The sequence below is a fragment of the Nonomuraea sp. H19 genome (assembly GCF_052068215.1).
Taxonomy (GTDB): domain Bacteria; phylum Actinomycetota; class Actinomycetes; order Streptosporangiales; family Streptosporangiaceae; genus Nonomuraea.
The window spans coordinates 13,895-27,576 of record NZ_JBQHCV010000003.1 but is presented as its reverse complement, the minus strand read 5'-3'; the positions used below and the strand labels follow the sequence as shown (position 1 = coordinate 27,576).

The window sequence follows — 13,682 nt, the reverse complement described above, 5'->3', positions numbered from 1 at the left end:
ACGCTTTGGCTATCTCGCGAGACCTACGAGGAGGACGGGGCACGGTGACGCGGGCGCTCGTGGTAGGGGCGGGATCTTTCCGGGTGGTCGAGCAGAGCGAGTGGGATCCCGCGGGATCGGCGGCGACGGGGTTCGAGCCACTGGCCTGCGTGGCCCCTGCCGTGACCGAGCTGGCCCGCACGATCGCCCGGCTCCAAGGACTGAGCGTGCACGGCGACGCGCCGCTGCTGCACCCTTCGCTGGCCGAGGCGGAGAAGGCGTGGCAGGAGCTGCGCGGGCGCGCGGCCGGCGAAGCGCTGATCGTGCACTTCAGCGGCCACGGCGTTCTGGGTAACTCGGACACGACCCTGTACCTCGCAGTGCACGACAGCGAATCAGGCTCTCTGCCTCGCACCGCCGTCCGCGTGAACACCTGGCTGGACGAGGTGGAGGACACCCCGGACGGGGCTCCCACGCTGTTCCTGCTGGACGTGTGCGGGGCGGGGCGGGCGGCGGTGTACCAGCTCGCGCAACGGCTCCGGGTCCGTGACAGGAAGTCCTGGGTCATCGCCGCGTGCACGGAGGACGAGAAGGCTTACAAGGCGCATTTCACCCAGGCGACCGTGACCGTCCTGGAGCGCTTGCGCGACGGCGTCCTGGACGTCTCGCCCGCGCTCGCGTACATCCCCGTCGAGACCCTCGCCGAGGAGATCGACCGCGAGCTGGCCCGCCTCGCCGAGCGGGACGGGCAGGGCTTCGGGCAGACGGTGGTACGTACACCGCGGCTGGAGGCGTTCGCTGAGCCGCCGCCGTTCTTCCCCAACCCCGCCTACGCCCACAATCTCTTCGACCAGTTCCAGCGGCGGCGTGACAGCGCCCTATGGCAGTTCGCCGCCGAGGCCGACCCGGGACTGGACCCGTTGCACTTCGTCTCCCGTGCCTCCGGCACGTCGTCACAGGCGGCGGAGGAGTGCCGCTTCGCGGGCCGGCGCGAACAGCGCCTGCGGATCAACGCCTGGCTGGACGACCCGGCAGGCTCCGAACCATCGCTCCTGGTGGTGACCGGCGGGCCCGGCGCGGGCAAGTCCGCTCTGCTGGGCGTCACGCTCTGCCTGGCGCACAAGGACCTCCAAGCCGTCGCGGGCACCATCCGCAGCCGCATCCCCGCCGCCGAGCGGCCGAGCGTGCATCCCTTCCTGGCCGCGGTCCATACCCGCGAGCGCAGCCAGGCCGAGATCCTCTCCTCCCTCGCCGGCCAGCTCAGCCTGGGCGCTCCTCCGGCGGGCGGCCCATGGACCACCCAGGCGGTGCTGGAGCGGCTGCGGGACGCACCCGTCCCCGCTGTCGTCGTGCTCGACGCGCTCGACGAGGCCCTGCGTGCTGAGGAACTCGTCACGCAGGTCGTGCTGCCCCTTGTAACCGCGACCCGCGACGGGCGGCCGCTGTGCCGGGTGCTCATCGGCACCCGCCCTTGGCGCGGCTTCCCCGCGTTACGGGAACGGCTCAGGAGCGACGGCGAGCTGATCGACCTGGACCGCGTGCCCGCCCCGCAACTCGCCGCCGACCTCGCCGGTTACCTGGAAGACGCGCTGTGGCCGCACGCCTCCCCCGGCAAGGCCGGTGCGGTCACCGAGGTCGCACGCCAAGCCGCCGATCGGCTCACCCGCGCCCGCCACCACGGCCGCTTCCTCCTGGCCGTGCTGTTCGCCGACTACCTCACTCGGCTGCGCGACCCGCTGGATGCCCGTGAGAGCGTCGAGCGTCTCCCCACCGACCTGCCAGGCATGCTCGAACTGCACCTCGAAACGCTCACCGAGCAGGATCCGTGGCTGCGCCCGGTGCTGCGGGCCGTGGCCTGCGCACGCGGCGAGGGCATGCCACTCGACGCCCTCCACACGGTGGCCACCGCATCCGCTCCCTCCGTCGGCAGCGGGTCGCACGCGCTGGCGCCGACGTTGTCCGACACGCGGCGGGCGCTCGCGGCGGCGACCTTCTACCTGCGCACCAACACCGGCCCCGATGGACGCCAGCTCTATCGCTTCTTCCACCACGCCATCGTCGAGCACATGCGCAAGGACCAGTCCGGCCAGGGCACCACTGGCCGGGGTGTCGCCGAAGCGGTCTTCGCCAGGCTGCGGGACACGGTCCCCCTCGCGCCCGACGGCAGGAGCCGGTTGTGGCACCTCGCTTCGCCGTACGTGCGCCGCCATCTCGTCGAGCACGCCGTCGCGGCCGGTCCGCAGGCCGTCAACGCCCTGCTGCTCGACCCCCGCTTCCTGGTGCACGCCGATCCGGCGGCGACGGCGGCGAACGCGCACCGCGCCACCGACCGTACGGCCAAGCTCCACGCGAGAATCCTCGACACCTCGATCAAGCATCATCCCGAACGAACCCCCGAGGCCCGCCGCCGCCTGCTGGAACTGGACGCGATCCGCTGGCGCCATCCGGAGCTCGCGCACGCCGTGACCGATGGCGGACCGCCCGCCGTCCGGCCGGTGTGGGCGACGAACGCGAACATCCACCCCGCCCTGCGGCGCGCCTTCAACCGTCGCCACCACGTACGGGCGATGGCGACGGCGGACATCGACGGCCGCGCCCACGCCCTGACCGCCGAGGGCAGCCAGGTGTGGCTCTGGGACCTGGCGGAGGGCGCGGAGCGGCACGTCCTGGCCTGCGGGCAGCAGGTGCGGGCCGTTCGGGTGATAGAGATCGGCGGCCGGCCCCATGCGCTGACCGCCGCGGGGACGGAGATGCGACTCTGGGACCTGACGGACGGCACCGAACGCTACAACGTCATCCATGACCGTCAGGTCCAGGAGGTGCGGGAGACGGAGATCGACGGCCGCCCGCACGCCCTGGTCACCGCCGGGAAGACCGTGCACGTCCGGGATCTCGCCGAGGGCGTGCACCGCTGCGACCTGCGCCACGGGGAACCGGTGCGGCTCGTGGACCCGCTGACCGTACACCAGCGCCCGCACGCGCTCACGTACGCCGAGGACGGCCTGCGCCTGTGGGACCTCACGGACGGGGGCGAGCGGCGAGTCCTGCGCCATCTTCGCCGCCTGCGCGCGGTGGCCGGTGTGGAGATCGGCAAACGCCCCCACGCCATCACCACCGCGGAGAACGGCGTACGCGTGTGGGACCTCACCGACGGCGCGCTGCGCCACTCCCTCGGCCACCTCGACCCGGTGCACGGGATCACGGCGTTCGAGCTCAACGGGCGTCCTCACGCCCTCACCACCAGCGTGAACGTCGTGTCCGTCTGGGACCTCGACACAGGCGCGCTCCGCCACGAACTCCGCCACAAGGGGCCGGCAAGGGTAGCGGGCGTGGTCGAGGTCCTGCGGCGGACTCGCGTGCTCACCGTCAGCGGCAAGAGCCTGCACGCGTGGGATCTGACCGGCGGCGCCCTTCACCAGGTTTTCTCTGATCACCACGGCAACGTCCAGGCCGCGGCATTCACCCCGGACGACGAGCGCCCCTACGCACTGACCACCGACGTCGACCATGTCGTCCGGGTTTGGGACCTGGCTGGAGGCATCAGCCACCACGAAGCACCGGTGCGCACGATTGCGGCGGCCGAAGTACGCGGAAGACCTTACGCCCTCACCACGGCCGGCGACCGGGACGCGCGCGTGTGGGACCTGGACAACGGCATCCTGGTGCACACATTGAGGAGCGACCAACCGATCAAGTCGGCAGCGGTGGCAACCGTGGACGGCCGCGCCTACGGGCTGACCGCCTCCGGCGAACACGAGGTGTGCCTGTGGGATCTGGCCGACGGTGTCCAGGCACAAAGGCTCGACCATGACCAGCCCGTGAGCGCGGTGACCGTGTCCGACCTCCGGGGCCGTCCGCACGCGCTCACCATCTGCTCCTCGCCGCACCACCGCGTGCACGTGTGGAGCCTCCCCGATGCGGTGCTGCTGCACACCCGCAAGCTCGGCAAGCCCGTTGATAGCGTCCTGGCGGCCGAGATCGATGGGCGGCCGCACGCCGTGATCGCGAGCGGCCGCTGGCTGGAGGCGCGGGACCTGGTGGACGGCTCCACCCGATGGGCCAGGGATCTGTCCCGGCGCAGGCAGTTGCTGGCGGCCGACATCGACGGCACGGCGCACGCCCTCATGTCGTCGGGTGACCTCTTCCGGCTGATCCGGTTGTCCGACGGCCGCCTGGTCAAGGCCCTCCCCGTCAAGAGCGGGTGGCCGATCACGCACATGGAGGTGGCCGATATCGACGGGCGTGCTCATGCGCTCATCTGCAGCGGCAAAAAGGTGTGGGTGTGGGACATGCCCCATCGCCGTCTGGTCATGAAACTGGCCCACGACGAGCTGGTCGGATCAGCGGTGGTGACTAGGGCCGGCGGCCGCGCCCGGGTGGTCACCACCAGCGGGCATCGGGTGTGCCTGTGGGACGCGGCCACCGGTGAACGCGACGGCCCGCCGCTGATCGTGCCACACCCGGCGCAGTGGCTGCTGCCGCATCCGCGCGGTTTCGTAGTGAGCTTCGGGCCTGAGCTGGCCTTGTTCTCCGTACCCGGCGAAAGTGAGAGTCGATGAGCGTGAAAGCGCCGGTCCTTGCCGTGCACGGGATCCGGAACCGGCAGGTCGGGCTCGGCCCGATGCAGGCGGCGGCGAAGCTGGCCGAGAAGTGGCAGGTCAAGCTCGCCCAGGGATACCAGGCGGGCGGCTTCACCGCGCCCGTGCCCGAGCTGCGGGTGGCCTATTACGCTCACCTGCTCGCCGACGCCGAAGCGCAGGGGCCGGGCGACGACGAGCGGGTGGAGTCGCTGTCGGCGGAGGAGGTCCCGCTGGCTTGGGCGTGGCTGCGGGCGGCCGGAGTGCCCGATCCCGCGGATGAGCAGGGTCCGGCCACGATGCCGCTGCGCCAAGGACTCGACTGGCTGGCGCGGCGGCGCGGAGTGCCGGTGAAGCTGCTGGCCCGGATCATGGTGGCGTTCGTCAGGGAGGTGCACGCCTATCTCGCCCTGCCAGAGCGGCGAGGGCCGGCCCGCGCGCAGGTCGCCGAGGCGATCAGAGAGCACCGGCCCCGGGTGGTGCTGGCGCACTCGCTCGGCTCGGTGGTCGCCTACGAGGCGTTGCACACCTACCCGGACCTGGAGGTGGAGCTCCTGGTCACGCTTGGCTCGCCACTCGGCCTGCCGGGGGCCGTCTTCGACAAGCTCGAACCCGGGCCGGTCGACGGCAACGGCCTGCGCCCCCCAGGCGTGGGCCGGTGGGTCAACCTCGCCGACCCGGGAGACTTCGTCGCCGTTCCGCGGCGGCTCGGCGATCGCTTTCCCGTCGATCGCCACGACGAGGCGTTCATCGGCCTGGTGAACCCGCACACGCTGAACGGCTACCTGGGGACCGCGCTCACCGCGACGACGATCGCGCCGTACACCGGGGCTTTCTGAGCGCCTGGCCGACCAGCCCGACGACCGCTTCGCCCGCTTGTGTGGTGGCGGCGGTCATGGGGTCAGCGTTGCCTGGTCGGGCGGATGATGAGTTCGTTGACGTCCACGTCGGCCGGTTGGCCGATCGCATACGAGATGGCGCCGGCGATGGCGTCGGCCGGGATGGACGCCGCCCGGTAGGCGCGCATCGCCTCACGCGCGCCGGGCTCGGTGATGGTGTCGGCGAGTTCGGACTCCACGACCCCCGGCGAGATGGTGGTGACCCGGATACTCGGGTCCACTTCCAGGCGCAGGCCCTCGGTGATGGCCCAGGCGGCGTACTTCGTCGCGCAGTAGACCGCCGCCGTCGGCACCACCTGGTGGGCGCCGATGGAGGCGACGGTGACGAAGTGGCCGCCGCCCTGCCGCTGGAAGTGGGGCAGCGTCGCGGCTATCCCGTTGAGCAGGCCGCGTACGTTGATGTCGATCATCCGGTCCCACTCCTCGACCAGCAGCGAGTCCAGGCGGGACAGCGGCATGACGCCCGCGTTGTTGACGATCACGTCGATCCGGCCGTGCCGTTCCACGGCGGTGTCGGCGAAGGCGGCCACGTCCTTGCGGTCGGTGACGTCGAGGCGATGCGTGTCGACGCTGCCACCGCCGTCCCTGATCGCTGAGGCGAGGGCGGCGAGGCGGTTCTCGCGGCGAGCGCCGATCACCAGGTGGTGACCCTCTCCGGCCAGTCGCAGCGCGGTGGCCTGGCCGATGCCGCTGCTCGCGCCGGTGACGAGGACGATCTTCTGGGTGGAGGTCATGCGGGTTCCTTGTCTTCGGGGTAGTCGGCGCTGAGGGTGAGGTCGCGCCAGGCGTCGAAGGTGGTTTTGAGTGTGTCGAGGCGGGCGGCGGCGATGTCGTACGCGACCTTGCCCAGCAGCAGGCGCAGCGGCGGGTCGGCGGTCGTGACCGCGGCGACGACCGCCTCGGCGGCGCGAGCCGGGTCGCCGGGCTGGTGGCCGTACGTCGCCAGGGTGGCCGTGCGGCGGGCGCCCGCGGTCTCGGCGTAGTCGTCGATGCGGACGGGGGACTGGCGCATGGAGGGGCCGGACCAGTTCGTACGGAACGCGGCCGGCTCCACGATCGTCACCTTGATACCCAGCGGGGCGACCTCTGCCGCCAGCGATTCCGACAGGCCCTCCACGGCGAACTTCGTGGCGTGGTAGTAGCCGGTCGCGCCGAAGGCGGCCAGGCCGCCGAGCGAGGAGACGTTCACGACATGGCCGGCCCGGCGGGCGCGCATGCCCGGCAGGACCGCTCTGGTGACGTCCGCCAGGCCGAAGACGTTGGTGTCGAACAGCGCGCGGATCTCGTGGTCCTCGCCCTCCTCGACCGCGGCCAGGTAGCCGTAGCCGGCGTTGTTGACCAGGACGTCGATCCGGCCGAAGGCGGTCTCCGCCTGCTTGACGGCCGCCGCGACCTGGGCCTTGTCGGTGACGTCGAGTGGCAGGGACAGGGCGCGGTCGCCGTGGCCGGCGACCAGATCGGTCATCTGGCGCGGGTCGCGGGCGGTGACCACCGCTCGCCAGCCGCGTTCGAGGACGGCGGCGGCGAGCGCGCGGCCGAGGCCGGTGGAGCATCCGGTGATGAACCAGACGGGGGTGTCGTTGACGGGCATGTTGCGGTCACTCCCATGGTGGTCGTCGATCGATGATCGAGGGCATGGCGAAGCCGCGCCTTGGCGGCCGCGAAGGCCGGAGTGCGAAGGCGGCACGGCTCGGTGGGGGACGCGTCGCGGGCTGCCTCGTGCCGAGCGGCGTGCCGGTGGCCGGGCTCGGTCAGCGGCGAGTCGCGGCTTGCTTCGTGCCGAGCGGCGTGATGATGCCGACGGGGATCAGATCTGGGGTCTCTGGCGGTAGCCGGTACGTTCTTGTGGGTGCGGTGGCGGTCAGGCTGCCCGGCAGGGACAGCGCCTCGCCGGGATGCCGACGCTCTGGGGCTGGATCAGCTCGCGGCGGGCGCGGAGGAACTGGCCGAGCAGGTTGTCGCTGTCCATGTCTTCGAGACTAGGCCAGCGATCGGGCGAGCAGGGACGATGAGGGTGGCCGCGCTGCACCCACTCTCCGTATGAGGCGCTATGCAAGATGGCCTCCGCGACCAGTCAACTCCGTCCTGGGTCAAGCGGCGACAGCGAAGTGCGAATCTTGTTCATATTCGACCCAAGTCGAAACGCTGTCTTTGGTCGCGGGAGACAAGTCCGGACAATGGAGCCGCTGGTATCAGGAAGCGATTCCACTGGCCGAAAAATGGTATGAGGCTTATTTGAAGGAGCAGCCGTGAGCGCTGAGTTTCACTCCTATACCCGGGACGAATTCCTTGAGGAGTTCGTTCACCCTGATGACCGTGAAGCGCTGAAGGAAGCTCGTGAGCGCAGGGTTTCCCGAGTCCGGGCGGAGTCTCTGGCCGAGATGCGCAGGAAGGCGGGGATGACCCAGGCAGAGGTCGCCGAGGTGATGGGCGTGTCTCAGCAGCGTGTTTCTGCGATCGAAAGTGGGACCGTCGCCGAACTTACCACCCTGGGTGAGTACATTCGTGCGCTCGGTGGCCAGCTTAAGGTCATCGCTGATTTCGGTGATACGTGGCAGCGCGTCGCATAGCCGCTCTTTGGCCTGTCAACCCGATCATGTCAGGCAGGTTGGGGGTTCGAGGCCCCGACGCACACAAGTCTGGTTGGACGCGTGCGCGTTGCTGAGAATTCCGCAGCGTCCGCCATACCGGGGCGAGGCCATCGACTCGATCTATGTCGGTGACGCGCTGAAGCGCGAGCTCTTGCGCGCGTGATGACCGGGTGCCGGCTGCGATCGAGGACGGCCTGGCGGCGCCGGTGAACGGCGCCGCCTTCTCGCTAGAGCCGACGTCCCGCCCCGGCGCCGGCCGGGACCAAGAACTTCACGGCCATGGGCGGGTGGACGCGGGCGACCAGGGTCGGCGTCCAGCCGGTGTCCGTGCCGAGCGACGTCCCGTTGGCGGCGTTGTACGCGGCCACCACATCGGCCGGAGCCCCGTCCACGAGGTTGTCCTTGGCGGTGATCGCGGTGCCGTTGAACGCCCCCAGGACCTTCGCGGCCGGGATGCCGTCGAAGACGTTGCTCTCGGCATAGACCTTGGAGCCGACGCCTACGCCGATGCTGTATCCGTGCCGGTCACTGCCCGTGTAGTAGTTGTTGTAGACGTGCACCTGGCCGAAGCGCACCCGGGGAGCGCGCGAGCCGAGCCCCTCGAAGTGGTTGTGGTGCACGGTGACCTTGAGCTTGTCCTCCTCGGCGTACCTGGCCGGGTTGTCGGTGTTGCCGATCAGGGTCACCTTGTCGTGGTCGCTGAGATGGTTCCAGGACAGGGTCACGTAGTTCGAGCCGCGGACGATGTCCAGGAGCCCGTCGTGCACCTGGTACGGGCGGCCGAAGTAGAGCGGCTGGCCGGAGTCCGGGTTGTCGCCGTCGTTGAGCGTGTTGTGGTCCAGCCAGACATGCGTGGAGCCGGAGACCTCGATGTTGTCGAACGAGGCGTTCCAGTTGCCCTCCGCGCCGTCGGTCGGGTCCCATTGCGGGAAGCAGTCCCGGGTGTCGGTGATGGTGAGGTTGCGGACGATGACGTTGTCGGCGTTGCTGACGCGGATGCCGAAGCTCTTCAGCGCGGCGTCCCGGCCCACGCCCACCAGGGTGACGTTGGAGCCGACCGTGATGCTGACGTGCTTGGCCATTTTCGCGTACGACGCCTTGCGCGCCTCCTCGAGCGGCCCGGACGGGACGCTGGTCCTGCCCCACACGGCCGGGTCGTACGCGGCCAGGTAGGCGGGCAGGCTGTAGCCGTTGACGGCGTAGTCCTCGCACGTCAGCGGGTTACCGGAGTCGTCGGTGTCGGCGTCGATCGCGCCCTTCACGAAGATGATCTTCGGTGTGTTGTCGGCGGGGTCGCCGAGCGCCGCCACCAGTTGTGCCCTGGTCGAGACCACGTGGACGTTCTCGGCGCGGGCCGCCGAGCCGCCCGTGGTGCCGGTGGTGGCCGCCGCCCAGCCGTCGTCGCGGGGCAGGGCCTCCCGGCCCAGCCGGTACGGGTCGGGGCGCGGGTGCTGCCGGCGCACGGGGTTCCAGCCGTCGCTGCCCGCCAGGTACTTCTCCGGCGTGAAGGCCGCCGCCTGCTCGGCGGTGAGCTGTGGCCGGTCGTCGTTGACCGTCGCCCCCGGGCCGTGGTTGCGGTACTCGGACAGCCGGGCGTCCCGCCAGCTCAAGCCGGACATGTCGGTCCAGGGCGCGTCCTTGAACTGCTGCCCCAGCCACGACTCGCGCACCAGCACCTGTCCGCGGGCCGTCGCCGAGCCACCGGCCGGCCACGGGCGGCCCAGATGGACCGTGCGCGCGGGGGCGTCGCTGGTCAGCTGGCTGCGGTAGATCAGGAAGCCGTACGGGTTGCTCAGCTCCGTGCTGGCCGCGGTGACGTAGCCGTTGTTGTCGGTGCTGCCGCGGTCGAGCGCCTTGATGACGCAGCTGTCGAAGACGGCGGTGGCGCGGCCGAAGATGAAGTCGACGTCGCCTTCCACGTAGCAGTTGCGGAAGTACTGCCGGGCGAACGTGGTGGCGGAGGCGGTGTTGGCGTACAACGTGTCCTGGTTGCCGAGGAACCTGACGTTGTCGTACACCTGCCGGTCGCCCGTCGTCCGCACCGCCACGGCCTGGCTGTTGCCGTGGGCGGCCTCGTCGTAGGAGTTCTCGAAGGTGAGGTTGCGGGCCGTGAAGTCGGGGGCGCTGATCACGTACGAGGCGCTGCCCGAGGTGCCGTAGTTGCCGGAGCCGTCAGGCTTCGGGGTGGAGGCGGAGACGTCGAACGTGAGCACCACCTCGCGCGGGTCGCGCGTGTCGCCGACCAGCGAGATGTGGGGCTTGTCGGCCGGGATGACCACCTGCTGCTTGTAGGTGCCCTTGCGGACCAGGATGGTGACGGGCCGGGTGTTGCCGGACGGCACGGCGTCGACGGCGGCCTGCACGGTCGTGTGCTGGCCGGTCCCGTCCGCGGCGACCACGATGGTGGTGCGCGTCTGTGCCGCCGCGGGTGTGGCCGTCGCGATCAGTAGCACGGGGAGAAGGAATAGAAGTCGCATACGCAACCTCGCGGGGGGTGCGGCAATCGGTTGCATGAAACGTTCGCGTAATAGCCATGACACGTCAATGGGCCCAGTAAAACTGCACCTTTCCTGCAACAAGCGGTTGCAGGAGTACCGACGTCACCCGGGACACGTGTCTTGACCGCTCGAACGCGGCGGATCTAGAGTCCGCCTGATATTTATCGGCATATTCCTGAAACTTTCATTTTCGGAATGACCTAGGAGCGCCGTGCGCACCCTTCGAGCCCTGGTGGTCGCCGCCCTGTTATGTGTCGTGCCCGCGCTGCCCGCGCACGCGGCCGACCTCACGTACGACTTCGAGGACGGCACCACGCAGGGCTGGAGCCCGCGCGGCGACGGTGTCTCCGTCACGGCCACCACGGACGCCGCCCATGAGGGCACGCGCAGCCTGGTCACCACGGGACGGACCGCAACCTGGCACGGGGCCTCGCTCCCCGCGCCGTTCGTCAAGGGCGTCACCTACCGCGTGACCGCCTACGCCCGCCTCGCCGGCGGCCAGCCGGCCGGTACGATCGCGCTGACCGTGCAGCGCACGCCCACCGGTGGGACCACCACGTACGAGCGGGTCGCGGCGGCCACCGTGACCGACGGCGAGTGGGTGCGGCTGGCGGGCACGTACCTCTTCAGCGCCGACTCCACCGACATGCGGCTCTACGCCGAGAGCTCCGACGCCACCGCCCAGTTCTACCTGGACGACATCGTCATCAGCCCGCAGGGCGACCCCACGCGCGAGCCGATCAGCACCGGCTTCGAGGACGGCACCGCGCAGGACTGGTCGCCGCGTGCCGCCGCCACGCTGGAGTCCAGCACGGCCGCCGCCCACGGGGGCGCCCGCAGCCTCGCCGTGACCGGCCGTTCCGCCACGTGGGACGGCCCCGCGATCAACGTGCTCGGCCGGATGGGCAAGGGCGACAAGTACGCCCTGGAGGTGTGGGTACGGCTCGGCCCCGACGCCACGGCCGGCCGCCTCGGCCTGTCGATCGAGCGGCGCACCGCCGGCACACCCTCCTACGAGCGCATCGTGGCGCCGAAGGCCGTGCCGGCAGGGGAGTGGGTGCGGCTCGCGGGGACGTACACGCTGGCTTATGACGTCGACTTCCTCAGCGTGTACGTCGAGTCCGACAGCGGCACGTTCCCCTTCTACCTGGACGACTTCGCGATGACCTACGTCGCGCCGAAGCCGATCCAGACCGACATCCCCGCGCTCAAGGACAAGGTGCCGTTCGTCATGGGCTCGGCGCTCACCAGGCCCGAAACGCTCGGCGTGCACGCCGAGCTGCTGACCAGGCACTTCAACGGCATCACCCCCGGCAACGAGCTGAAGTGGGACGCCACCGAGCCCAGGGAGGGCGAGTTCACCTTCGCCGACGGCGACCACCTGGTGGACTTCGGCGTCGAGCACGGCATGACGGTCCGCGGGCACACGCTCATCTGGCACAGCCAGACCCCCGACTGGGTGTTCGCCGGCGCCGACAAGGCGACGCTGCTGCGCCGCCTGGAGAACCACGTGCGCACCCTCGTGACCCGCTACAAGGGCAAGATCGCCGCCTGGGACGTGGTCAACGAGGTCGTGGACGAGAACCAGCCCGACGGGCTGCGCCGCTCCAAGTGGTACGAGATCGCCGGCCTCGACTTCATCCGCACCGCCTTCCGCGTCGCCCGCGAGGCCGACCCGGACGCCAAGCTGTTCATCAACGACTACAACACCGAGTTCCCGCGCAAGCGTGAGGCCCTGTACGCCCTGGTCAAGCGGCTCAAGGACGAGGGCGTTCCGATCGACGGCGTCGGACACCAGCTCCACCTCAACATCGAGCAGCCGCCCGCCTCCTACGTCGAGGACACCATCGAGCGCTTCGCCCCGCTCGGCGTGGACCAGCAGGTCACCGAGCTGGACGTGAGCATCTACACCGACTTCGTCTCCTCCTACGACACGATTTCGCCGGAGCTGCTCGCCGAGCAGGGGCACCGGTACAAGGAGCTGTTCGACGTCTTCCGGCGGCAGGCGGGCAAGCTCAGCTCGGTCACCGTCTGGGGCGAGTCCGACGACGTGAGCTGGCTGCAGTCCTGGCCGATCCCGCGGCTGAACGCGCCGCTGCTCTTCGACCACGACCTGCAGGCCAAGCCCGCCTACTGGGCCGTCGCGGACCCGTCCAAGCTCCCGCCGCTGATCCGCCGCCTGGAGGCGCCCGCCGGTTCTCCCAAGGTCGACGGCAAACGGGACCTCGAATGGGACCTGCTGCCCGACACGCCCATCGCCCGGGTGGAGGACGTGTCCGCCGGCTTCCAGTCGCGCTCGTCCGGCAAGGGCCTGTACGTGCTCGCCGAGGTCACCGACCCGACCTATGACCTCGGCGACCGGGTGACGTTCACCGTGGACGGCATCTCTCACGTCGTCAAGCGAACCGGCCCCGGGGCCAGGAGGACCGCGACCGGATACCGCGTCGAAGCCCTGGTCAAGAAGGGCACCGACGTGCAGGTCACCGTGCGCGACCGGACCACGGCCATCTCCTGGACCGGCAAGGTCACCGCCGTACCCGCCGTCAAGCTCACCTCCGCCGCCCACCGCGCGCCCGTGCTCGACGGCGTGGTGGATCCCGCGTGGCGGGCCGCGCCGGAGATCCGCACCGCCACCTGGATCCAGGGCACCTCCGGCGCGACCGCCGCCGTCAGGTCGCTGTGGAGCGGGTCCACGCTGTACGTCCTCGCCCAGGTCACCGACCCCGTCCTGAGCGAGGAGTCCGCCAACCTCTGGGAGCAGGACTCCGTCGAGATCTTCGTGGACCCCGGCAACGGCAAGACCAAGGGCTACACCGACGACGACGGCCAGTACCGGGTCAGCTTCTCCGGCAAGCTCAGCGTCGGCGGCACGTTCGACGCGTCCGGGGTCAAGGACAACCTGTCGGCGGTGGCCAAGGTGGTGCCCGGCGGGTACGTCGTCGAGGCCGCCGTCCGGCTGCCCGCGATCACCCTGGAGGAAGGCACGCTGCTGGGCTTCGACGTGCAGGTCAACGACGCGACGGGCACGGCCCGTACCGGTGCGGTGACCTGGAACGACAGCACCGGCCGCAGCTACCTGGACACCAGCCACTGGGGCGTGCTCCGCCTGGCAGGGTATGCCCCGACTACGATGTGATC

7 protein-coding genes are annotated in these 13,682 nt (G+C 70.3%); 4 read left to right on the top strand and 3 right to left on the bottom strand.

The window, feature by feature from the left end; translation table 11 throughout:
- The first annotated feature begins 44 nt into the window (after positions 1 to 44).
- Both ACTMTI_RS06855 and ACTMTI_RS06850 read left to right on the top strand, forming a co-directional pair.
- Complete coding sequence (locus ACTMTI_RS06855) at positions 45 to 4,538, top strand: AAA family ATPase (protein ID WP_441118884.1); 4,494 nt, start codon at positions 45 to 47, stop codon at positions 4,536 to 4,538.
- Positions 4,535 to 5,395, top strand: a complete 861-nt coding sequence (locus ACTMTI_RS06850; protein WP_441118883.1) for a hypothetical protein — start codon at positions 4,535 to 4,537, stop codon at positions 5,393 to 5,395. Before ACTMTI_RS06855 ends, ACTMTI_RS06850 begins: the two co-directional genes overlap by 4 nt.
- A gap of 62 nt (positions 5,396 to 5,457) precedes the next feature.
- Here ACTMTI_RS06850 and ACTMTI_RS06845 read toward each other — a convergent pair whose 3' ends face one another.
- Both ACTMTI_RS06845 and ACTMTI_RS06840 read right to left on the bottom strand, forming a co-directional pair.
- A complete protein-coding gene (locus ACTMTI_RS06845; protein ID WP_441118882.1) occupies positions 5,458 to 6,189 on the bottom strand; it encodes an SDR family oxidoreductase in 732 nt (243 codons plus the stop codon).
- Complete coding sequence (locus ACTMTI_RS06840) at positions 6,186 to 7,046, bottom strand: oxidoreductase (protein WP_441118881.1); 861 nt, start codon at positions 7,044 to 7,046, stop codon at positions 6,186 to 6,188. Before ACTMTI_RS06840 ends, ACTMTI_RS06845 begins: the two co-directional genes overlap by 4 nt.
- Before the next feature lie 658 nt (positions 7,047 to 7,704).
- Between ACTMTI_RS06840 and ACTMTI_RS06835 the strand changes: the two genes are divergently transcribed.
- Positions 7,705 to 8,025, top strand: coding sequence for a helix-turn-helix domain-containing protein (locus tag ACTMTI_RS06835; protein WP_441118880.1), 321 nt, complete (start codon positions 7,705 to 7,707; stop codon positions 8,023 to 8,025).
- Between the two features lie 248 nt (positions 8,026 to 8,273).
- Here ACTMTI_RS06835 and ACTMTI_RS06830 read toward each other — a convergent pair whose 3' ends face one another.
- A complete protein-coding gene (locus ACTMTI_RS06830) occupies positions 8,274 to 10,499 on the bottom strand; it encodes a pectinesterase family protein (protein ID WP_441118879.1) in 2,226 nt (741 codons plus the stop codon).
- 256 nt (positions 10,500 to 10,755) lie between these two features.
- Between ACTMTI_RS06830 and ACTMTI_RS06825 the strand changes: the two genes are divergently transcribed.
- Entirely contained in the window at positions 10,756 to 13,680 is a 2,925-nt protein-coding gene (locus ACTMTI_RS06825; RefSeq protein ID WP_441118877.1) for an endo-1,4-beta-xylanase, read from the top strand.
- Positions 13,681 to 13,682 lie beyond the last annotated feature (2 nt).